Source organism: Gardnerella vaginalis ATCC 14018 = JCM 11026 (assembly GCF_001042655.1).
GTDB classification, from domain to species: domain Bacteria; phylum Actinomycetota; class Actinomycetes; order Actinomycetales; family Bifidobacteriaceae; genus Bifidobacterium; species Bifidobacterium vaginale.
In genome coordinates, this window is record NZ_AP012332.1 from 1,552,129 (window position 1) to 1,575,731 (window position 23,603).

At 41.3% G+C, this 23,603-nt stretch carries 23 protein-coding genes; 5 read left to right on the forward strand and 18 right to left on the reverse strand.

Translation table 11 applies throughout. The features are described from left to right. Positions 1-642: 642 nt before the first annotated feature. From GAVG_RS06060 to GAVG_RS06075, 4 genes are all read left to right on the forward strand, one after another. A complete protein-coding gene (locus GAVG_RS06060) occupies positions 643-978 on the forward strand; it encodes a hypothetical protein (protein ID WP_009994580.1) in 336 nt (111 codons plus the stop codon). Between the two features lie 345 nt (positions 979-1,323). After that, entirely contained in the window at positions 1,324-1,641 is a 318-nt protein-coding gene (locus GAVG_RS06065) for a hypothetical protein (RefSeq protein ID WP_009994582.1), read from the forward strand. 59 nt (positions 1,642-1,700) lie between these two features. After that, positions 1,701-2,006, forward strand: a complete 306-nt coding sequence (locus tag GAVG_RS06070) for a hypothetical protein (protein WP_009994584.1) — start codon at positions 1,701-1,703, stop codon at positions 2,004-2,006. Further along, on the forward strand, positions 1,981-2,409 hold the full coding sequence (locus GAVG_RS06075; protein ID WP_009994586.1) for a DUF6036 family nucleotidyltransferase: 429 nt from the start codon (positions 1,981-1,983) through the stop codon (positions 2,407-2,409). Before GAVG_RS06070 ends, GAVG_RS06075 begins: the two co-directional genes overlap by 26 nt. A 55-nt stretch (positions 2,410-2,464) precedes the next feature. On the opposite strand, the gene GAVG_RS06080 is transcribed toward GAVG_RS06075, so the two are convergent. The 4 genes from GAVG_RS06080 to GAVG_RS06095 form a co-directional block, all read right to left on the reverse strand. Continuing rightward, positions 2,465-3,595: an IS256-like element ISGva2 family transposase gene (locus GAVG_RS06080; RefSeq protein ID WP_029600594.1), complete on the reverse strand. Its 1,131-nt coding sequence runs from the start codon at positions 3,593-3,595 to the stop codon at positions 2,465-2,467. Positions 3,596-3,796: 201 nt separating this feature from the next. Further along, positions 3,797-4,828, reverse strand: a complete 1,032-nt coding sequence (locus GAVG_RS06085; protein WP_009994588.1) for a tetratricopeptide repeat protein — start codon at positions 4,826-4,828, stop codon at positions 3,797-3,799. Positions 4,829-4,894: 66 nt separating this feature from the next. After that, a complete protein-coding gene (locus tag GAVG_RS06090; RefSeq protein ID WP_013399332.1) occupies positions 4,895-5,920 on the reverse strand; it encodes a hypothetical protein in 1,026 nt (341 codons plus the stop codon). Positions 5,921-5,935: 15 nt separating this feature from the next. Beyond that, positions 5,936-7,741, reverse strand: coding sequence for a hypothetical protein (locus GAVG_RS06095; protein WP_009994589.1), 1,806 nt, complete (start codon positions 7,739-7,741; stop codon positions 5,936-5,938). A 248-nt stretch (positions 7,742-7,989) separates the two neighbouring features. Between GAVG_RS06095 and GAVG_RS06100 the strand changes: the two genes are divergently transcribed. Next, entirely contained in the window at positions 7,990-8,985 is a 996-nt protein-coding gene (locus GAVG_RS06100; RefSeq protein WP_004114189.1) for an FKBP-type peptidyl-prolyl cis-trans isomerase, read from the forward strand. 146 nt (positions 8,986-9,131) lie between these two features. Here the strand turns inward: GAVG_RS06100 and nucS are convergent, their stop codons facing one another. The 14 genes from nucS to GAVG_RS06170 all read right to left on the reverse strand — a co-directional run bounded on the left by nucS (position 9,132) and on the right by GAVG_RS06170 (position 23,587). Then, positions 9,132-9,920, reverse strand: a complete 789-nt coding sequence (nucS, locus tag GAVG_RS06105) for an endonuclease NucS (RefSeq protein WP_004114187.1) — start codon at positions 9,918-9,920, stop codon at positions 9,132-9,134. Between the two features lie 42 nt (positions 9,921-9,962). Continuing rightward, positions 9,963-11,435 (reverse strand): amino acid permease, encoded by a 1,473-nt coding sequence (locus tag GAVG_RS06110; protein WP_004114185.1) that lies wholly within the window; start codon positions 11,433-11,435, stop codon positions 9,963-9,965. A 78-nt stretch (positions 11,436-11,513) separates the two neighbouring features. Then, a complete protein-coding gene (locus GAVG_RS06115; RefSeq protein ID WP_013399334.1) occupies positions 11,514-14,288 on the reverse strand; it encodes an ABC transporter permease in 2,775 nt (924 codons plus the stop codon). Positions 14,289-14,309: 21 nt separating this feature from the next. After that, complete coding sequence (locus GAVG_RS06120) at positions 14,310-15,011, reverse strand: ABC transporter ATP-binding protein (RefSeq protein ID WP_009994591.1); 702 nt, start codon at positions 15,009-15,011, stop codon at positions 14,310-14,312. Positions 15,012-15,090: 79 nt separating this feature from the next. Beyond that, complete coding sequence (locus tag GAVG_RS06125) at positions 15,091-15,711, reverse strand: DUF5701 family protein (protein ID WP_004120463.1); 621 nt, start codon at positions 15,709-15,711, stop codon at positions 15,091-15,093. A 51-nt stretch (positions 15,712-15,762) separates the two neighbouring features. Continuing rightward, a complete protein-coding gene (locus GAVG_RS06130) occupies positions 15,763-16,830 on the reverse strand; it encodes an aspartate-semialdehyde dehydrogenase (protein WP_009994594.1) in 1,068 nt (355 codons plus the stop codon). A gap of 88 nt (positions 16,831-16,918) precedes the next feature. Next, the gene (locus GAVG_RS06135) at positions 16,919-17,500 is read right to left on the reverse strand and encodes an ACT domain-containing protein (protein ID WP_004114175.1); all 582 of its coding nucleotides are present in this window, start codon (positions 17,498-17,500) and stop codon (positions 16,919-16,921) included. A 70-nt stretch (positions 17,501-17,570) separates the two neighbouring features. Next, on the reverse strand, positions 17,571-18,335 hold the full coding sequence (locus GAVG_RS06140; protein ID WP_004114173.1) for an aspartate kinase: 765 nt from the start codon (positions 18,333-18,335) through the stop codon (positions 17,571-17,573). Between the two features lie 202 nt (positions 18,336-18,537). After that, complete coding sequence (gene recR, locus GAVG_RS06145) at positions 18,538-19,146, reverse strand: recombination mediator RecR (protein ID WP_009994597.1); 609 nt, start codon at positions 19,144-19,146, stop codon at positions 18,538-18,540. A 6-nt stretch (positions 19,147-19,152) separates the two neighbouring features. Next, positions 19,153-21,468, reverse strand: a complete 2,316-nt coding sequence (dnaX, locus tag GAVG_RS06150; protein WP_009994599.1) for a DNA polymerase III subunit gamma/tau — start codon at positions 21,466-21,468, stop codon at positions 19,153-19,155. Positions 21,469-21,622: 154 nt separating this feature from the next. Then, complete coding sequence (locus GAVG_RS06155; RefSeq protein WP_004114168.1) at positions 21,623-22,033, reverse strand: Rv3654c family TadE-like protein; 411 nt, start codon at positions 22,031-22,033, stop codon at positions 21,623-21,625. Continuing rightward, entirely contained in the window at positions 22,030-22,434 is a 405-nt protein-coding gene (locus GAVG_RS06160; protein WP_004573653.1) for a TadE/TadG family type IV pilus assembly protein, read from the reverse strand. The genes GAVG_RS06155 and GAVG_RS06160 overlap by 4 nt, the downstream gene beginning before the upstream one ends. A gap of 158 nt (positions 22,435-22,592) precedes the next feature. Further along, on the reverse strand, positions 22,593-22,868 hold the full coding sequence (locus tag GAVG_RS06165; RefSeq protein ID WP_004114162.1) for a DUF4244 domain-containing protein: 276 nt from the start codon (positions 22,866-22,868) through the stop codon (positions 22,593-22,595). 101 nt (positions 22,869-22,969) lie between these two features. After that, on the reverse strand, positions 22,970-23,587 hold the full coding sequence (locus tag GAVG_RS06170) for a type II secretion system F family protein (protein ID WP_004114161.1): 618 nt from the start codon (positions 23,585-23,587) through the stop codon (positions 22,970-22,972). Positions 23,588-23,603: the final 16 nt, after the last annotated feature.

Below are 23,603 nucleotides of genomic sequence, written 5' to 3' on the forward strand. Positions count from 1 at the left end.
TTCTCTTGTATAAGCCAGCCTACGCTTTCGTGTCGGTTTTCTTCTCACAAGAATGCCCATGACGATAAGCCAAAGACCTGGAACCATGCACTATTAATACGCTCATACAGATGGATATACAAGCACACCCCACAACCGATAGGTTGAGCACACGCATACACGTCTACGCGCTACTGGTAAGAGTGGTGCCAGAAGAATAGTTTCTACACATTCACTCTCCATCACACGTGTATGAGCCGCACCCACCCCTGCACGCATGGAACACAATCTTTTTCTACCACACAATCCTCTGCACTATTATCCTTCGCAAAACCATCAGCTACTCTGCCCGTGTACTTATAAGAGTGAGGAGATTATGCGCATTCAGTAAGAGCGACTGCTCACTCTTTTCCTTTTCATAGCTGGAGCACGTGTTTTCTCTACCCGTGTTTGTTTTACCGATGAATGCTCGCCCTACCAGCGGACGCATGTCAACCCATCCGAGCGTCTCTCAACAATAAATTGTTTCGGCCGCGCGAGCTGGGTCAAGCACCCCGAGGGTGTGAAACGCATCCACCGGCAGGACGTGAAACGCAATCATCAAAACAAACACAACGGGGAAGAGAAAAGCCTCTTCTCCCCACTTTTTGAAAGGAAAACACAATGAGCACCACAATCACTATGCCACAAATCTACAATCCACTCAAAGACTACGGGTACACGCCAATCACTACTTTCTGGGAAGACTTCACCATAGCAGAAGCATTTGGTCTCGACGCTATCGAAGATACTTACCAGCGCGCTTTTAATGAGTGGCACAGCAATTACAAAATGATGACCGAGCTTGTCATGGTGTTGAACAATAAAATCTGGCAATACCATTTCTACAACGAGGATAAAGCACGTGTATACAACGACCTGTATACGACCCTGGCAGCATGGTGCGAAGATAACTTCACAAGCGACCAGCTTGACTACTATTACACCACCACAGACTAAAACCTATAAAAGCACATGGGGTGAAGGATTCATATTCTTCACCCCTATTTCGTATGTACTTGACGACTCAATAGACAGGAATATTGTGTTGCACACGCTAAAGCGTGTACAACCATTCTTTTTCGTATGGAACACCTGCGGTGTACAAAAAATTTTCTTTAAGGTTTGTCAATTTCCTTGACACTTACGATCCTATCGCCACGTTCCTCCACGCAACGCCCGCGATGTCCCTAAAGGTCCACGCGCAGCTTATGCGCTACGTCACTTCACGGCGATATGTCTTCAGTGTTCAAGGAACTTGAACAAAAAAATGTCACAGACACCCCGAGGAAAAGGAGAGATGAAATGTGCACATGGTATGACGGGAGCGACATCGAAAACGTACTCGAAGAATATCCACAATTCAAAGATTGGTTCGACGCGCACCACACCATTGACGAAATTGACTGCTTTACCGTGTGCGATGTCGAAGAATGGTTTGAAGACTTTAGCGAGACGTGGATAACTCCCAAACTTGCCCAGCATAGTGAGCTTCCTTATTCGCTTCTCTATCACAGTATCGATATTGAACTTCTTGCCCAGAATTGTTCCGAAGTTGAAGACGGTGGCAGAGCATTCACCTTCGATAAGGCAAGCGGCTTATGCCTATGCCTAGCATACTAAAAGTTTGTGTGTTGTCCGATTAGAATAAGAATCAGGTAATACACAGAAGGAGACGACACATGCACACGTGGTACGAGTATATGATTCAAGCAAGTAAGAATAGCGAACGAGATGGGGATTTATGGTTCCGCTACCTGTACAAAGTTATTCAAGACAATGGCACGAAACTCACCAGTGATGATGTCACACGGTTACTCAACAGCACCGTGCTGACTCCCTTCCAAAAAATAACATTGCAAGACGCACTCACTGACGGCACACACACAAGAGAGCACGTGCTCCAAGCGAATCGTAAAGCACAACCAAAAAATATTCTGCAACTTTTCAAAGAAGGACGTTATGGACAAGACACCACTGTTCGCTGAACTCAATGACAATCTTGCGAACGAAAATATCACACTCGAAATTATTTGTGCTGGTGGTTTCGTTCTTGAGTATTACAATCTTCGAGGCACGCAAGACGTTGATGCCTTCTATACAGAAAATGAAAAAATCAGAAACATAATTCAACAGGTCGGTGAGAAATATAACGCGAACGAGCCAGATGAATTATGGCTTAATAATTCTGTTGCGAACATGAACCGCATCCCACCGCGCAAAATTTGCACTCCTGTTTTTCAATTCTCTCATCTTACCGTGCTCATGCCGCCGCTTGATTATATCCTTGGTATGAAACTAGAAAGTGGCAGAGAAAGAGACAAACACGATAGCGCTGAAATTATTCGCAGGCTCAAACTCATCAGGGGTTATAGGCCAAAAAGTGTGTAAGGCTAAGCTGATGAATATTCTGGAAATAGAAGTAATCAGCTTAGCTTTTTGATAATTACTGGTAGTATTCACGACTCTTATGGAACTCATTCCAATCAACACCAGTACCATATCTTGCTGGTATTCCAAATACTTCAGATAATCCTTGATTAGAACGCTCCCAAGCTTGCCTATAGAGTTGTTCTATACGTTTACTAGTAAAAGAATGAGTGACTATCCAAGACTTATCTCTTGGCTTACTCGTGTTTAAATAACACCACCAGCATATAGCGTGTATACGTTTTAACAAGCTTAATCCACGATGATTACGTAGCATAGCGCGAATTCTACTATTCATTGATTCAATAGCATTATTAGTTGGTGGAATAGGATGAGTGCAATCTTCTGGAGGGCTAAGAAAAGTAAACATATAACCCTCATGAATACGCCTATCAATCATTGATTTAGCACGAACTAGTCTTTGATGAGTATCAGCAATACTACCATCACAATACTTGCTTTTCTCTTTAAGAAAATCACTCCAAGTATTCACCCAATTATTGTAAGAAATAAGCCAATGACGAGCTTGATTTTCTGTTTTTATGTCAGAAACAATGTTAGCTAATGATAGTAATTGCTTACCAGGAGTAAGACGAGGATTAACTCCAGTTAAAGCTTTAATGTTAAGACCTATATGGAACAAGCAACGTTGTATTTTCGTATTAGGCCAATATGTTTTTACTGCTTTACGAATACCACCAGAACCATCACAAACTACTACTAGCGGTTCCGCAATACGCTGCATGAGATAACCCCACGCGCGACTATTCTCACTACGAGCCACGTACCAGCCTAAAACATGTTTCCCAGAGTAAGCGATTAATACTACAGATTTACGTCCTAAATGAATACCATCAACATGAATGTAATCATAAACTTCATCCACGAATGGTACTTGCGGCCATAAGTCCCATAAAAGCTTATTCTTACGTCTTAAGGTACGGGCTGAGAAATCGTATGAATACTTATCCTGAGTCTTATTAGATAAAAGCCAATTTAAACTAACTGTTAAATCGTTTGATTGTTTATCATACGCTCTACTTTTAGAAGCCCCACAGTTAGTACAACGGTATCTAGTAGTGCCAGCATTGGTGTGACCATTCTTGCTCATTTTATGATGACAGTTATTGCATAGTGGGTTATTCATACAAATGAAGAATAACCCACATTCGATATACAACGAGCCCTACTGCCATAAGGGTTATGAGCTGATTTTTTACACACTTTTTGTCCGGGTGGCGAATGTGCAGAAAACAGATTCGATTACCGCAAAACGCTTGTATTGCAATGCGTGAGACATGATTTCTTACACACTTTTTGGCCTATAACCCGTCTTTTGCGTGGTATATCAGTACAGGAGAATTCCTAAGCGACGACGCGCACGGTTCAAACGCTCATCTCCAGCTGGAAGCATCGCAAAATACTCAAGCATACGTTCTTTGATCACATCTGCACTATCACGATGACCAGCAAGAAAATCAAGAAGCCTACTAAAAGCATCTTCAATATGACCATCAATCATATCTACATCTGCTACAGCAAGCTGAGCGGAAGCATCACTAGGATTATCACCAGCAGCCTTACGAACTGCATCAACATTTGTATTAGTATTCCTGCCAAGAAGCAATGCTTTAGCGCGTTCGCGAGATGCCAAAGAATCATTCGGGTTAGCCTGCAATACTTTTTCATACTCACTTGCTGCTAAAGCATAATCGCCATTCATAGCCGCCTCATGAGCAATTTTATGTTCTGGCGGAACGTCAGAAGAGTCGCCAGCAACCGCAGAATCATCACCTACACCAACACCTGACGCATCCATAGAATCACCTGCAGAATCAACTGAATCAACATAAGGAGCCATCCCAGCTACACCAGATTTTTCCGCAACTTTAACCAACTGAGGCAGAATATCATTACAAATCTGCTGCAACTCATCTGCACTAGGCAATCCCTGACAAATAGGCATTGGTCTGCCTCCAACCAATCCATATACAGCTGGAAGCTGCTGTGCGCGTAAAGCTTGAGCAATTGATGGGCTTTCATCCGCATCAATACGAGCAAGCTGCATTCTGCCATCTAACACAGTAATAGAATCCGCAAGTTTTTGTGCTAAATCGTAAGAAGTTTCATCGCTTTTTTGCCATACAAGCAAAATAATTGGAAAACTTACAGAGGTCTGAACCATCGCCTGAAAAGTTTGTTCATTAACATCAATCACATACCCACCAGCAGACGGCATCTTAGACTGAGGTTTTCCTGACTTTTCAGCCGCTTCTCGTTTTACAAGAGCTTCTGCTTTGCGCTTTACACCTTCCAAGTCCACTGCTCCAGCCAGAGAGAAGCCGCCTGGGTTCATACCCATTGATTGTGAATCAACCATAATTTCCTCTTTTGCTTATATTGCTTACAACTTTGCTTACATTTCTTATATTGCTTATACAACTGCTTACAGGGCTTCTACCTTTATAGGCTGACGCTCCGCTCCCACAGGAACAATCTGCGCATTAGAGCCAGCTGGTGGAACAACCATTGCTACAACATTTACGTAAGTTACACGCATTGTAGAAGTAGCCTTAGCATTTCCAAACAAAGCTTTCTCCTCGTCAGACGCTGGTCTTGATTCTCGACCTTCTCCAGCTCTTCTAGTCCACACGGAGTCAATACGCGCAACCACTAAATCACTACCATCGCTTGCGCGCATAACGCTAATCTGATTTGGAACTGAAGTAAAAACCTGTTCCTGAGAACCTTTGTTTCGCTCCATTCCTGCTTGAACAGTCTTAGATAATTCTGCTAATTTTGCGCGCAAATAATCACTAGCAAAACTCTTTGCAAATTTACTAGATTCTCCTTGCTGCAGAACATCAGCATAAGCCGCTGCTGCCGCATGAGGAGTCATAACAAGGCCAGAATCATTTGCTTTACCCATTGAAGCACCGATTGAAGAAACAGGGAATTTTGGCAGACGCACACCAGGGAACAGTCTTGCAACTGCCCACAATTTATAGTTTGAGCGTGCCCTATCCTGACGGATCACCAACAATCTCTTAGACTGCTGGTCTTTTGTTGTAGTAGTAATCGTCATCAAATCACGAGGCCAGTTTGCATTCGTAGGCACAATAGTCTGAGCAACTTCACGAGGAATTGTTGTTTTTGGATCCAATTTTCCTGTTTTAGCCGCAATCGCAAGCTCACTAGTTCGCACAAGCATTGCAGGACCACTCATATAGCAATCAAGATTACTAGAATTCTTCTCTTCATTCGCGCGCTCTAGAGACCTCAAAACTCTTAAACGTATATCTTTTTCTCTAATAGACGTTACGTTTGGAAGTTCCTTTGTGCTATGCCCCTCAGCGGCTTTAGGAACTTGACCATCGCAAGCGCTAAGAGCAAAACACATAATTAGCGTCATTATTGTAGCGAATGTAAATCTTACATAATATTTGATTTTATGCGCATAAAACATAGTCATACTTACTTTCCACACTCACTTTTGCTCATTTCCACGCGCATTATTTTTACGCTTACGATTCTGGTTATAGTTTGAATTCGTGTTGCCACCAGCGTTTCTGTTATTTGCATTATTTTCGCCGCTATTTCTATTACGATTATCTAATTCGTTAGATCGACGATTTTTGCCATATTTTTGCCCGCGCTGACTATGCTGATTATTCTGACTATTCTTACGCTGGTCGCGATGATTACTCAAATCACGATTATTCCCTTGATTTCGCGACTTGCTGCGATTATTTGACTTTTCATTGCTTGAGTCGCAAGCCTCCGCTGATTTACTACGATTATCCCTATATTTGCGATTTTCTACATCTCTACTACTAGAACGACCATCTTGATTGTCATGCGAATCACGATTTCTTCTACCATATCTACTATTGCGGTTGCCGCGATTGCTATGACTCGACTTTCTAGAATTATTATTGCTACTATTCCCTGAATATTCCTTTGAAGATTGCTTTTTATTAGAATCATCATTCAAAGAATCTTTGGAATCACGTATAGCATCTTCATCTTTAAAAGAATCATAGGAAGATTTATCAGAAGAAGCATCAGAAACTTCTAAAACAGTAGACGAATCGCTATCATTCTTGGAAACATCCGAGAATGATTCACTAGCAAAACGAGCAAAATAAGACTGCAAATCTTCTTTAGAAATCACAGCAGTTTCATCCAAAGATGGAGTTGGAGAAGAATTTAAACCAGACTTTACGTTTACAGACAAATCCACGGTTGCTTGCGACTTTGCAACACGAGTTTTTGAATGAGAACCATGACGAGCATGAGAAGCTGAAGAACCTTTATGCCTTGACTTCTTATCTTTAGCAAAACTGCCAAAAATACTAGCCATTGTGCCAGCAAAAGCATCTGAGAATTTAACTTCTTCGTCTCTGGAGACACTTTCTACAGTAATAAGACCACTTCTACTAGCCACCAAACGCTTATTACGCCTGCGATGTGGAGCCATAGCGAACACAGAAGCAGAAAGGACACAAAGCAGAGCAAACAGTGCTCCAACAAAATACAAAGGAGTTGCAAAATCTGGAAGATTGTGTCTACGCCAACGAAACTCTACGAATGCTTCAGGAGAATTTTTACCTAAGTCAATAATCAGCACGCGTCGAGAAATCCTTGCACGCAATGCGGATGAAACTTTTTGATGATTCGACTGGCTATTTTCTTGATTTGCTTGATTTGCTTGATTTACAGCATTGCCACTGCTCAAATCTCCAGGAACAATGTTCTCAGATTGTTCAAAATCTTCCGCATTAACAAACAATTTAGCCAAACCCATTTGGCAAGTAGCATTAGTCCACAAATCTGAATCTTTAAAATCTACATCTTTAGAAGCCTTAGAATAAGAGTTATTCGCGGAATCTACAGAATTTTTGTTATTCACATCTGACTTTGCAGAATCATCCGCCTTCATAGGGACAGTAGAAAGATTCTCCCAATCTTGCAAACCAGTTATTCTCTGTACAGAGTAGCCACGAGTCCACCCACGAACATCTTTAGCCAAACCAACTGCTACACAAATCGGCTTACGAGTATTAAGAGCCGCAACACTAATTTTTACGCGGTAATCCACAAGATTTAAAACACCTGGATCCGTAACAATGTATCTTGAACCATACACGTTTGTATGAGCCGAAACAATAGAGTTTGGCTTCCAAACTGTGGCATTAAGAACACCAAGAACAATACTAAGCACAGCAAGCAACCCAAAAATAGGTGCCACGATTCCTCGCATAAACTTAGCTCGTTTTGTAGGTCGTTGCATCAAACCTCTTTCTGCATCCTAATCAGCAATAAATCATGCATTATGCTTGTAATCAGAGCATGAATTCTTTTTGATATTCGCCTTAATAATCGTCATATCGTATTTGCTCCTATCTATTCTACAATCTTTCATAATCTTTTATAATTAATCGATTGTTATATTTATTAATCTTTTACAATTCTTCGTAATATTTAAATATATTTGCTACTGAATAATTAAAATCAGACTCAAGCGATAGTCTTAAACCTATGAGAAAAACCAGATTATACACAATCAAATCTTTTGCAATACGCGCAATTAGCACAATTAGCGCTGCAGCCTTGTGTTTTACAATGGCATCTTGCAGCGGGAATAGCACGAATGATAACGGAATGGCAGACCCAGCCGCGAATGCTGCTGGAATGCAAGTTTTAGGCGGCGTTAAGGCTAGTGGAACTTTAGGCAAACAACCAAAGGTCGATATAACTACTCCTATAGACGTAAAGCCAAATTCTTACGCCATTTTGCAAAACGGAAACGGTGCTAAAATCCAAGAAAATAGTCGCGTATGCGCTAATGGCATTGTGTACAATGCTAAAAACGGCAAAGAGCTTATGAACACATGGAAACAAGGCAAACCAGATTGCTCAATCGTTGTTAAAAAAGGCGTTACGAGTAAACCTTATTATGCACTGTTTAAGGGAAGAAAAATTAATTCCACGATTGCATTTGGTGTGCCTGCAAATCCGCAAACTAAGCAAGATGCGTACGTAATGGTGTTAACTCTTGTTTCTTCAATGAAATCTCTTGAACGCGCAACAGGCAATAAAGTTAAGGATATCCCTGAAAATCTGCCGAAAGTAACTCTGAGTAAATCTGGAGAACCATCGTTAGATAAGAATAACTACGTGCCAGATGGAAAGTTGGTTTCTCAAACTTTGATTGAAGGAACTGGTAAAGAGGTGACCAAAGAAAGCACTGTAACCGCTCATTACACTGGCTGGACTATCGATAAAGACGGCAAATTGCATCAATTTGATTCGTCATGGAAGCGCGGCACGCCTGCAGACTTCTCTCTTGCAGGTCAAGTGATTCCAGGATGGACTAAAGGCTTAGCTGGGAAGAAAGTCGGATCTCAAGTTCTTTTGGTAATTCCTCCAGAAGATGGCTATGGCAAAGAAGATAAGAAGGATGCACAAGGAAATGTAACAATTCCTGCAAATTCAACGCTTTACTTTGTTGTAGATATTCTCTATGCTTCCTGATCTATTAATCTCTTAATGATTAATTCTCTTAGTGATTAATTACCAATCGAATCATGCCGCGCTTGAATAAATCTTGCGCGGCATTTTTATACGTAAATTTACGTAAATTTCGTAATAAATTACAGATAAAGCAAAAAATCGCTAAGCTAAAACAGGCGAAGATCGTTAGACTCAACACCGCGCATTTCATCGTAATCGAGGATTAAGCAAGTAAAGCCACGATCCTCAGCCAAAACTCGCGCTTGCGGGCTAATAGTCTGCGCAGCAAAAATACCTCGAACTGGTTTAAGCAACGGGTCTCGATTCAACAACTCACAGTAACGAGTAAGCTGCTCAACACCATCAATACCACCGTGTCGCTTAATCTCAATAGCAACATGAACACCGTTTGAATCCTGCGCCATAATATCCACGGGGCCAATAGCAGTAGGATATTCTCGGCGAACCAATGTAGCACCATCGCCAATACGCTCAATTTGCTCAGCTAAGTAGCGCTGCAAATGGTCTTCTACACCATCTTTAACGAGACCTGGGTCTGTGCCTAAATCATACGAAGAATCGCTATAAACGTGTTGCAGAACAATGCGAAGCAGGTCATTGCCCTTTTTTGCAGCAATTTTTAAAACAGTTCCATCGCCAAAAACGCGCGAAAAGTCGAAAGCCTCCGTGCTACAAGCGCCGACAGCACCATCTGAAGAAACAGAACTCGAATCGTCGTCTTCACAAGAACAATCGTTATCTTTAGAAACATTTCCATCAATAACGCGCATAGTACAAGGAGCAACCATCCAATTAAGTGGCTTATAGGACCCTAACTCTGAAAAAATCAGTACACTACCATCAGCCTTAATAAGCAACACGCGCTTAGCCACTGGAAGACTTGCATTAAGCCTACCCGTATATTCTGCACTACAATCCGCAACAATAATTCGCACACAAAAAGCGTAGCATAAATCGCGTAACTACTTGCACAAAAACTATCTGCCCAAAGCCGCCGCCAAATCGCGATTCTGCCAGCGCTGATGCAACGCGCAATAGCCTCCAAAAAGCAAGAGCCAAATAATGCCGCCAATTGCCGATCCGCGAGTGTCTTCGCTAATAAACAGCGTTATGTACACAAACACAAAGAATGCAATAGTAAGAGAATTAAGCAGCTTATAATGCGGCATAACAAAACCATCTGGCATAAAATCAGCAGAAGCGCGGTACTTTCTGTGCGTAACCATAATCAAAATGTAAATCATGATTATTACTGCCGAAGACGCAGAAGCAAACACAATAAACGCGCCATGCACTCCAGGAATTGAGTTAATAATCGGAGAGAACAGGATTAGCGCAGCAGAAAAAATGATTGCTCGTGCAGGAACTTTAGTGCGCGAAACTTTGCGCAAATGTGAAAGAACAGGAGAATTAGATTCTAGCGCAATTTGATACATATGCCTTCCTGCAGAATAAAGCAGCGAATTAAGCGCAGAAGATGCGGCTGTTATTACCACAAAGAACACAAGCGCCGAAGCCCAATGAAGCCCCGCATATTGGAAAACCATTATAAACGGAGACATATAAACGCCTTTAGAATCGGTAGCTTTAAATTGTTGCCAAGGAACAATTAGCATGATTGAAGCAAGCGCTCCAACGTAGAAAATCAAGATTCGCATAATAATCTCGTTGATTGCCTTTGGCAAAACTTGGCGAGGATTCTTAGTTTCCGAAACCGTAACGCCTACAAACTCAATAAGCTGGTATGCGTAGAACACCATTTGGAAACTCATCAAAAATGCCAACCATCCATTTGGCATAAGCGAGAAGTTGTTGAAAATATTGTCAAAGCCTGCGTGGCCTGCAGGATTTGCAACGCCGCTAATCTGTGTTGCAGGGTAATGGTAGCCAATAATAACCATAACTGCAGCAGTTGCAATAAGAGCCACAATCAACGTGATTTTAATCATTGAGAACCAAAACTCTGTTTCGCCAAATAGCTTAACAGCAACCAGATTTATGCACACTAAAGCAGCCAAAAACGCTATTTCTATAAGCCATTTCCAGCTGCTAACGTCTATGCCAAAAGTTTGGAAAAATGTAACACAATACGTACTTACAGCCGTAATCTCACTCATGCCAATAAGCACAAGCACTATCCAATACGACCATCCTGCAAAATCGCCCCAGCCTTTGCCCAAGTATTTAGTAATAAAACTAATAAAAGTGTGCTGATTTGGATCCTTGTACATAAGTTCGCCAATGCCGCGCATAAGCAAAAACATGATTAAACCAACAATTATGTACACAAGCATAATGCTTGGACCCGTAAGACTAATGGATTTGCCAGAACCTAAGAATAGTCCCGTGCCGATTGTTCCGCCTATAGCAATGAATTGCACGTGTCTTTTTGTAAGGCTGCGCTCCATCTTGTTAGTGTGACCATTGTTAGTTTGGTCAATATCACTCATTGCTATAACTCCATTCTTTTAGGCGTGAGCTTTCAATTTTATAAGAACCCGTAAATATTTGAATTTCATTATTCAACTTTATTCAACACTTTTAAGCGAACTAACAGGGTCAATGCGGTCTAACGCGGGATTAGTTGACCATTGAACAATTAAAGCAAAAATCAGCGTTGCAAAGCCAGCAATAACATAGCTTAATGGAGACACTTCAACCTCAAAATACAGAGAAGGCATGCGCAAAGCATTTGTTAACAAGCCTGCAACCAATCTTCCAAGAGGCAAACCAACAAGAATACCAATTACAGTAAGAGTAAGCATCTCCTTATGCACGTAAGCATGAACTTCTCTACGATAAAAGCCAAGAACCTTTAAAGTTGCCATCTCTCGCGCACGTTCCGAAATATTAGTGCTTGACAATGTAAACAGCACAGCTAACGCCAAACCTGCTGCAAGAGTTACTATAAGCGCAACCACAGCATTCATTAAATCAAAGCTAAACGAATGTTTCATGCGCGTAATGTTCATAACAGCTAACACACCATCCCTATCTGCCACATGGTCTGCGTAACGCATTCTTGCATCATCGTCTCCACGAAGACGCATAATTAGCGCATTATTCTTAACATTTTTTCCATTTTTAAAACCGAATATTCTTTCATAGCAGCGAGAAGTCATATAAATATTTGAACCAATAAGATTACGCACGACTGCACGCAACTTCACTTTTGCGCGCTTAAAACTGGAGTTTGTTATTGTAATATAGTTTCCGCTCGCAATTCCCAACGACGATGCTGCACTCTGTGAAAGAAGCGGACCATCATCATTAAGTGAAATATTTTGCAAATTATTGTTAACATCTTGTAGACGAACCATATTAGACAAAGCTGCGGCATCTTTAACAACTACGATTTGTACGCTTTCAGAATCTCCAACGATTTTATTATGCGAATTGTTATTGGAATTGCTATTAGATTTACCATTATCTGCATCGCTTTTTGCGATTTCTCCAGAGCTAATGTAGGCAGGCAAAATGGTATCAACAAGATTGCTGGATTTATCTTTTTGCACACTTTTCTTCATATTTTGAAATGCATCTGGAGTGGAAATAGAAATCATATCGTAGCGGTAAATGCCGTCATATTGGCGGATTCCAAGAGTGGCTACAGTATCGTTTAATGCTAAAGCACACACGATTAATGCCGTGCAACCAGCTACACCGCCAATCGTCATAAATAGTCTGCCTTTAAAACGAGCCAGATTCCTTATAGATACTTTGTTGAGGAAACTTAGACGATTCCAGATAAAAGGTAAATGTTCAAGAAGCACGCGAGCGCCAGCTTTTGGAGATTTTGGACGCAATAATGCCGCTGGTACTTGCCTTGTCTCCCTCCAGCTTACGATTATTGTGCATATTGCAACTGGTATTACAAACGCGAGTACACAAATCGAACCATAAAGCCAATCGTATCGTAAAACAACTCCTGGAACTGTGTACAATCCGCGCAAAATCTTAAGTAATAAAGATGGAATTGCTAAGAATCCTAGAATATCGCCAATTCCGCCTCCTACTAGACAAGCAAAAATCGCAAAGAAAGCGTGCCTTGTTATTGCTGCGCAACGTCCATAACCTAAGCTTAAGTACGTTCCAATTAGTCCTCGTTCTTCTTCTACCATTCTTGCCATGGCTGTTAGGCTCATCATCATTGCCACCACAAGAAAAAGCACTGGGAAAGCGTATCCAAGAGATTGAATCGAGGCAACATCAGAACGCAAGCGAGTATAGCTCCCGTTTGATATGCGAGCAAAAATATGCCATCTTGCTTGAGGAACATGCTTTTGCACTTCTGTCTTAATTTTTGCGTAAATTTGTGCGCGAGCCTTAGCTAAAACCGAGTCGGGAGCGTTTTTAAGCATTGGCATATTGGCTATAGTTTGATCTACTTGTTGATTAGTCTGGTCTTTTACAACCTGATTTGTGCGCGCCTCTTGGCAATCACTCTGCACACTGTCTTTAATTTGGTTTGAAGCATTTGCCACAATTGCGCGATACTTTTGCGAAAAATCGTTAACGCGTCGAGCCTCATTTAGGCGCACATATATAGCTGTGTATGGAAGATTATTTGTGCTTTCAGTAATCGCAGAGGTAAAAATAGGGTAGCGTGATATTACGGAATTGCGGAAAGCTTTTGATTGATACCCGTTTGGATTATCCAAATCGTTTACGTCTAACACGCTTCCTGTGATTAGAAGCTTATATTTTTGATTTTGAATCGGTTGATTAGACGAATTAGGCTGATTAGTGACTTGTTGCATACTCAAAAACAGTGTGCTACCAATTCGCAATCCGCTATCGTGCAAAAATCGTTCAGTTACCACAGCTTGACGATTGTTTGTTGGCATATTGCCACGCATCAAATGCAGACGATTCAGTTTTTTAACATTGTGATTATATTGCACAACGTTCATTGCATAAGACAAATTGGCATTATTCGAAGGATGAGCAGTAGCTTTAAACGACTTTTCCGCCTCTGCTTCACTAACAAATGGCAATTTTTTGATTGCTTTAACATCTTTGTCAGTCAAACCAAGCGTAGAAATAATTTGTAGGTCGTAAGCTTTGAGTTTAGAGTAAGTGTCATTTGCTCCAAGAAGCATATCGTTGCATCCTGCATAAATGCCAGTCATAACTGCAACGCCAAGCATTGCTATAACTGCTAGTATGCAGAAACGACGCCATTCGTGAAACCACATTCTAATAGCACTAATAAAAACCATTGGAAAAATAGAACGTGAGCGCTTATTACTAATCGCATATTTACGCTTGATTTTCTTAGATTTTACAGTTTCGCTACTCACTACAAACCACCACTCTACAAATCACCATTCAATATCTGCAATTGCCGTAGGATTTTCTTGTACTGTTTCGCTCACGACTTTTCCAGAATGGAATCTCACAACTTTATGAGCCATAGGAGCAATAGCAGCATTATGAGTAATAATAAGAACCGTCATTCCTTCTTTTTGGCAAATATCTTGCAATAATTGCAAAACAGCTTTTCCTGTTTCATAATCTAGCGCACCCGTAGGCTCATCGCATAAAAGCAACTTAGGCTTTTTAGCAAGTGCGCGCGCAATAGAAACTCGCTGCTGTTCGCCTCCAGAAAGTTGTGCTGGGAAATTATTAAGTCTTTTTTCCAACCCTACGTCAATAAGTGTTTGAGCTGGATCAAAATGATCTGAGCAAATTTGTGAAGCAAGCTCCACGTTTTCTAACGCCGTCAAGTTTGGAACAAGATTATAGAATTGAAAAACAAAACCAATATCTTCTCTTCGATACTTTACAAGCCCACGACCATTTAGCTTTGTAATATTTAAATCACCAACAGTTACGCTACCGCTTGTTGCCGTATCCATACCGCCTAAAATATTCAATGCTGTAGTTTTACCTGCGCCCGAAGCCCCTAGTATTACGGTGAGCTTACCGCGCTCGGCTGTAAAACTAGCATCATCTAGAGCGCGCACAACACTTGATCCAGATGGATACTCTTTTACAACATGATTAAAAGTTATGTATGCCACAATACACCTTGCTTACTTACTACCTAATGACGCTTTTTCTATCAACTTCTTAATTTATTAGATTAATATTTAATACTCTTCATTGGAATAGAGATACACCACGACGTGCTGTACAATACGCGTTACCAAGCCAAGTATGCCTTGAATTTGGCCATACAGCTCCAAGACGAGGAGCACCTTGACTCATCCAAATACTCGGCACTCTTCCATCGGAGCTTTTAGATCCGAGAAGATTAAAACCATTTTTTATTTCAAGCCAATCTGGATGCTGCGTAACAATCGCCAATCCTTCTTCTAAAGTCAAAGGAAGACGCTCGTCTGAATCTATAAGTTTTCTGGCAACATCTGGCTCACGATTCAAATACGATGTGCCTGTATGAGGGTCTAATGCCAAGTAAAATGGACCTTCTGGAGGCTCAAAACCATCTTGTGGCAGAAAACTAGCTATATCTCTAGGCGGCATTGTTGTAAAACCAGCCATACGATCAATACTCGTCCTAGAAATTAAGGACTCTGGCGAAACTAGCTCGCGAGTAGGCACAAGAAGAATATTAGTACCCAAATCGCTTTGCTCAAGAGCGCGAATAAGCGGCAAAGCTAAAGCACGAAACGATGCAGCACTCATATCTGCAACATCTGGGTAGCCAAGAGCAACAATGCGATCAAGCTGCTTTTGTATTTCTTGCGAAGCTATAGACATAATTACATTTTACGTAAAATTTTTTATAATAGCTAATTCGCGCAGGTCTAATTAATCTACAAAGTGTCGTTTTTTAGCTACGATTTCCGCCAATTGCACAGCGTTAAGAGCAGCGCCCTTACGAAGATTGTCATTTGTAATAAACATTGCCAATCCACGCTTTTCATCAACCGCTTGATCTTGGCGAATACGCCCAACGTAGCTCGCGGATTTTCCTGCAGCAAGCTGAGGAGTAGGAATATCATCTAGCGCAACGCCAGCGGCCGATTTTAGCACTTCGCGAGCCATATCTGGAGTTACATCGCACTCAAATTCGGCATTAATGCTCATTCCGTGACCTGTAAAAACGCCTACGCGCACGCATGTGCAGCTTGCTGCAAGCTTTGGCAGATGCAGAATCTTACGACTTTCGTTGCGAAGCTTTTGCTCCTCGTCGGTTTCTTGCGAACCATCCTCAACAATCGCACCAATGAATGGCACAACGTTGAATGCGATTGTGCGCGCAACTTTTGTTGGTTGCGGAAAATCAATAGCATCTCCATCAAACACAAGCTTATCCGCGCCCTGATCTAAGGCAGCTTGCGCTTCGTTCATAAGCTGCAACGCTCCAGCTCTGCCAGCTCCAGAAACCGCTTGATAAGAAGATACAATAAGTCGCTTTAAGCCAAAAGCATCGGAAAGCGGCTTTAAAACAGGCATGCACGCCATTGTTGTGCAATTAGGGTTGGCAACAATCCCACGCGGAATATCATTTAAATCTTCTGGATTTACTTCTGCAACTACAAGAGGCACATCGTTATGCATACGCCATTGAGAAGAATTATCTATTACTATTGCACCCGCATCCGCAAATCGCGGTGCCCACACTTTGGATGTTCCGCCGCCTGCGGAGAAAATCGCAATGTCAATTCCACTTAAATCTGCTTTTTCTACATCTTCTACAACAACATCTTTGCTGCGATATTTCAAAACAGTTCCAGCGGAGTGTGCGGAAGCCAAATATCGCAAGTTTTTAATTGGAAAATCGCGCTCGTCTAATACGCGGCGCATAACCATTCCAACTTGGCCAGTGGCGCCTAAAACCGCAAGGTTTACGCCTTTGTTGCTTATAATTGCCATTTTGTCTCCCTTATTTTGCGTGATTTTGCGATTTTCTTTGATTTTTGCGATTATTTAAGCGTGATTTTTGCGTAATTTTTTCGCGCGATTAGCGTCCGCTTCCTCCATAAACAACAGCTTCGACTTTGCTTGCGTCTAATCCGTAGGCTGTGTGAAGCGCACGAACCGCTTCGTCAAGCTGTTTTACTGGAACAATCGCTGCAATACGAATTTCTGATGTAGAAATCATAAGAATATTAATACCGTGATCACTTAGCGCTGTAAAGAAGGTTGCTGCGAGACCAGAATAGGTTTTCATTCCAACGCCAACAACTGCGACTTTGCCAACAGAAGGGTCCACGTCCATAGACGTAAATTGCAATTCGCCGCGCGCGCCCTGCAATACCTTGCACACAGCGTCTAGGGACGAGCTTGGAGCCGTAAGCGATATGTCAGCCGTTTCGGTGGATGCGCTTGCCTGAGCAATCATGTCTATGTTAACGTCTGCAGCAGCAAGAGTTGTAAACACTTTTGCAGCATTTCCAGGCTTATCGGGAACGCCTCGAAGAGTAATCATAGATTCGCTTCTATCGTGTGCAACGCCAGAAATCACAGGGGTCTCTGGGCCTAAGTCTGGGAATAAATCGCCCATTGTTGAGCGAATGTCTACATTTGTTATTTTATTTGCCATTTTTGCCGCCTTATGTCTATTGCCTATGCGTTCTGTCTGTTGTTATGCTTGTGTCTTCTTTAATAAATAATTAGTTTAAATTCGGCAAGCTCTTTGGATTTACTCCACTCGGCACAATTAATGTTCCGTTTCTGTGCGAAAACGAGCTGCGAACATGAAGAGGCATACTGAATCTTTGTGCGTATTCAACGCATCTCAAAGCTAACACTCGAGATCCGCAAGATGACATCTCAAGCATTGAATCATAATCGATAACAGGAATTCGCTTTGCGGTTGGAACAATTCGAGGATCTGCCGTAAATACGCCATCAACATCTGTGTAAATCTCGCAAACATCTGCTCCAAGAGCAACAGCAAGCGCCACTGCCGAAGTGTCTGATCCGCCTCTACCAAGCGTTGTGTCGTCACCAATCTCGCTGATTCCTTGGAATCCTGCAACAATAGCAACACTGCCTTTTTTAAGCGCATGCTGAACACGATCTGGCTTAACAGCGCGAATATGAGCTGCTCCAAATTGCGCGTCTGTCATAAATCCAGCTTGAGAACCAGTAAAAGAGTATGCGTGCGAGCCTTGAGCATGAATAGCCATTGCTAGAAGACTCATGGAAATACGCTCTCCTGCAGTCATAAGCATATCCATCTCTCTAGCAGGAGGATGCGCATTTACACTCATTGCTTGGTCAATCAAGTCGTCTGTGGTATCTCCCATAGCGGAAACGACAACAGCAACATCGTTACCAGCAGCTTTTGTATCAAGAATCCTTTTGGCTACACGCTGAATTGCGTCCGTATCTTCTACGGACGATCCACCGTATTTCTGCACTATAAGAGCCACTGTAACCCCTTATGTTCAGCCGTCACTATTATCTAAAGCACGCTAATGCAATAAGAATTAATCCAAATAAGACTAATCTAAAATTAGACTATCAACTGTGCTCTATTTATTTTTAGTTTTAGAGATATTATGAGTGGCGTATATACAACAAGCGGTTTCTTGCGACTTATCAAACGCGTTTGCTTATGAATTCACAAATCTTCTATACTTCTTGTCTTCCTGCAAATGCGCGACCAAGAGTTATCTCGTCTGCATACTCTAAGTCTCCACCAACTGGCAATCCGCTTGCAAGTCGCGTAATACTTATGTCAAGCGGCTCAAGCAAACGTGCTAAATAAGTTACTGTAGCTTCTCCTTCAATATTTGGGTCAAGCGCTAAAATGACTTCTTTTACTTGCGCGTCTTTTAAGCGCTCAAGTAGTTGCGTTATTTTTAAGTCTGCAGGTCCAACGTTTGCCATTGGATTAATGGCACCGCCCAAAACGTGGTAAACGCCAGCGTATTCGTGAGTTCTCTCAATGCTCATAATGTCTTTTGGCTCTTCTACAACGCATATTTTTGTGTGATCTCTTCGCGGATCTTGGCAAATAACACAAGGACTTTGCTCGCAAACATTTCCGCAAATTTCACAAAATCGCACATTCTCGCGCAAGTCACTGATTGCGCCAATTAAATCCTGCGTTTGTACATCAGATGATGAAAGTATATAGAATGCAATTCGCTGCGCGCCTTTTGGTCCTATTCCTGGAAGCTTAGAGAACGCATCAATAACTCTGCCTATTGCACCGTCATACGATGACACGTTATGCACTTTTACTTACTCCTCTTGCTTTCGCTTATGCAATCCTGCATTTTTAGGATTTTTTGGATCACTTGCAGCGAATTCTTTTACAGATTTCACCTCAAACATCTTCTCTAAATCATCTATGCTCAAATTGGTTGCCGACTCTAACGATTCGTCCTGCATTGAACATTCGTCTTCTTGCGCGCCGTTTACACCATCAGAGATTCGTGCTTTTGACTCATTATCTGCCTGTGATTCTGAATTTGCGCGCTGAGGATTTTGCTGGCTTATCTTCGACTTTTGCCCCCATTGCTGCGCGTTAGATGCAGCGTTATCTGCGTTTTCTGAATCGTTTACTACTTCAGCATTAAAATCTGCATTCTGTAATGCAGCAATCGCATCTCCCATTGGAGCAGATCCCATACCTGCCCATGCGTCATCTTTCTCAATATCTAAATCTAAAGCACTTTCTGAAATTGCAGAACCAGATAAATCGCTAGCCTCCGCACCAGCACTTGAATCGTCACTAGAGCCAGCATCATCGCTACTGGAATTCGAATTATTTGAATTTGAATCAGAACTTTTCTCGATTATTTTTCCGAATCCTTTTACGATTCCAGCTTTTCGCATAAGCAAGTCTCGCTTAACTTGTGCTAGTCGTTGCGGAGTCATTCTTGCAACAGACTCCACTTTTTCGCCGTTTGCAGCTACTAAATCTGGCGCTATTGCAACGTTTTTTCCAAATGCGTCTTTTACTTTGTTCATAACCACAACTGGCACTTTTTTACCATCGTAAGGTTCTGTTGTGCAAATCGCGAGCGCAAACGCATGTTGGCTTATAGGCTGGTCAAAAGTTAATACAAGCCTTCTTTTTGATGCATTTCCATCGTCTAATCTAACTTTTGGAACGCGATCTCTCTCTACGTATTCACGAACATCGTCTGGCAGATTTTTAACCAGATTATCCCAAGTTTCGTCCACGTCAAGCTCTTGTGTTGTCTGTTTTTCAACGGTTGCAGTTGACCAATTCGCTTGCGTGTTATTGTTGATTTCAGATTTATCATCAAGAATTACCGAAGGAGCTTCAGCAATTTTTACTGGATTTACTGGATTAACAGGATTAACTGAATTTACAGCAGAATTTGAACCAATAAAATGCCTTGCAGAAGATGCAGGATGCGAGGAGGACTTTGCAAGAGATTGATTAGTGGCTTTAGAAAATGGTTCCTGCGCAGTAGTACCAGATTGCATATCAGCAAGAAGTCTAGCCATAAGAATCTCAAGATTCATTCTAGGAGAAACCGCATTTGCCATTCCCGCAAAAGCATTATTGACGATTTCTGCCATTTTGGACAAGCTTCTCAAAGTTAGCTGACTTGATTGTCGTTGCAAATCTTGCATGTCTTCTGGCGATAAATCGCCTAACAAGTTTTTAGCACAATTTGGACCAGCAGAAACCAAAAGCAACAAATCACGCAACCGTCCGAGAAGATCTTCCACAAACTTACGAGTGTCAAATCCTCCGACTACCACTTTTTGTACAACTTCATACAGTTTTGCACCGTCTTTTTCAATAAGAGCATCAATAACATCTGCAATAAGATTAGAAGGCGTAAAACCAAGCAAAGCAACTGCTGAATCTAACGAGATAACACCATCATCTGAGCCAATCATAAGCTGATCTAAAACAGATAATGTGTCTCGCATGGATCCGCCGCCAGCGCGCATAGCAAGCCGCAAAACGCCCTTTTGCGCTTGAATACCTTCCTTTTTGCAAATGTCTTGCAAATACGGTCCCATTACTTCTGGAGGAACAAGTCTAAACGGATAATGGTGGGTTCTAGAACGTATAGTTCCAATCACCTTATCTGGTTCAGTAGTGGCAAAAATAAACATAACATGCTCAGGTGGCTCTTCCACAATCTTCAGCAAAGCATTGAATCCTTGCGGAGTTACCATGTGCGCTTCATCAAGAATAAAAATCTTATATCGATCGCGCGCTGGAGCGAAACCTGCACGTTCGCGTAATTCTCTAGCATCGTCAACACCATTGTGGCTTGCAGCATCTATTTCTACAACGTCTATTGAACCTGATCCGCCTGTTGCAAGATCTTTACAGCTTTGGCATTTTCCGCATGGTTTAGAAGTAGGACCCTCTTTGCAGTTAATACAACGAGCAAGAATACGCGCAGAGCTTGTTTTTCCACAACCGCGTGGACCCGAAAATAGGTAGGCGTGCGTTATTTTGCCTTGATCTAGCGCTCTCATAAGAGGAACGGTAACTTGATTCTGTCCTATCACTCCTTCAAACGTGTCTGGACGATACCTTCGATACAATGCAAGTGCCATAACTATAACCTACCGTCACCTGAATATTAGCTCAACTCTACTTGAGCAAAGTTTCTGTTCTATTCTAAACATTTAGACATTAACATGCTAATCGCCTATTAACATGCTACATTATGACCAATCGCATGAATACTTGATATTTTCCACACACTTATTAGCCACAATCTATTAAACCAGCTCTAGCCGTTACATTTATCTTATTAACCATAGGAAGTCGTAAAGGCACACTTAGACTGATTAATACATCATCATCTTTTTCAACACAAGATTCTATTTTCCCATTATTTGCCTTTGCTGTGCGCTCTGCAACTTGACATGCATCATCTTGCATATTTCTCATAGCAACTGCACCTGATATAGCCGATGCATTTGCAAGAGCGTAAGCTCGGTGTTTTTGCACCAAAATTGACCCTAAAGTTGCACAAACAACAAGCATAGAGCAGATTGCTATTACCAATCCTATGCCTAACATAGTTCCAGAACCACAATCTGCTCTACGCAAATGTTTAAAACTGTAATATTGCGTATTTAAAATGCTTAATCGCTTACATATTTTTTGACTCATATTAAAACCTGGCTAATGCGAGCTTCCACAGACAATGGCAATACTTTTAAAGGGTCTGGCACAACTGGGCAGCTTACAACAATATCTGCCATATTCCCAACATATTTGACTTTTACAGAACTATTAACTCCAGATACTTTAGATACTATATTTTGCGCATCTTTAGAATTGTGGTGCGAAGCAACATAGTATGCTACTTGACCTGCTGCATCATGGCAATTCATTGTATTTACTACTGATTTACCAACAAAAAATAACGTTAAAGCAAGTACCACAACTGCAGGAAGAATAATCGCAAATTCTGCGGTAACAGCCCCAGAATCTTTTGAATTATTTATCTTATGACAATTATTCTTAGTCGTTCTCTTATCTAAAATGTTCAAAAATACATGATTCTCCATTTTGTCTCGTTTCTTTTCGCATTAGTTAAAATCCCACAACAAATCACATAAACATCACGGTCAAAAAACTTTATAAATATTTCATATCACGTTTTTCAAAGTATGTTTTAAGTTTCACGCAATGTTTCACAGTTTTACAAATGACTATTTACTTAAAGCTAGCTAACATGTAGAGCTTTTGTAACAAGCTCACTGATAGCTGTACGAACAGCATCTGATTTGGCAATAGCAATAAGCACTGTAGCAAAAGCTGTGGCAGCTATAAGAACAACAGCATATTCTGCCGTAACAGCCCCATCATCACACTGCTTTAAATCTTTGCTCAAACGATTCTGCATGTTATTACATGCTTGTTCAGCTTTAATTAATCCTTCATTCATTCGCATTGAACACATGCAATACCATGTTGACAATGCAGCAGTAATTGATCTCATAATCACTCACCGTTACCTTTCTTTTTGTTATTTTTATTGTTATTTTTCTTTTATTTATGTACCCAATATTGGGATACAAATTTTTTATTTTTAGATTGCGATTAATACATAAATGCAGATACTGTCGGCAAAATTCCTACGAAAATAAACGCTGGCAGAAAACATAACCCAACAGGCAGAAGCAGACGAACAGAAAGCCTAGAGCTTTCTTTTTTTGCCACGTTTCGCATAGATTGCTCATAATTTTGTAAAATCGCTATGAGTACAGGAACTGGAGAACTTCCACAACTCCATGACTCTCTAAGTGACTGTCTAAGCCACATACTTAACACAAAAGATGCAGATGGATTTTTATCTTTTTTATCGAAGCACACATAAGGAGCACTCCAAGCTTCTATCCAAGTATCTCCAGAAAGTAGTGCTTTAGAAACATTCCTTAGCCAAATCCCTTTTCCTCCAGGAATAGATGACCCAACAGCGTCAAGCGCTCTGGTAATTGCGACTCCACTTTTTAAAGCAACTATCATCATTTGCAAACCCAAAATTGGATCTATATCTTCAACTTTGTTACACCTAAAATCGTAATTGCTTCTCATAGAAACCGCAGGCTTGTAGGCGCGCTCATAGCACGGATTAAGAATCATCTGTCTAGTAAAAAATTTGCATAACGTAACTATATAAGCTACTAAAATAATCCAGACGATAATTGCCTTAAACATTTTCCACGATCCTTAA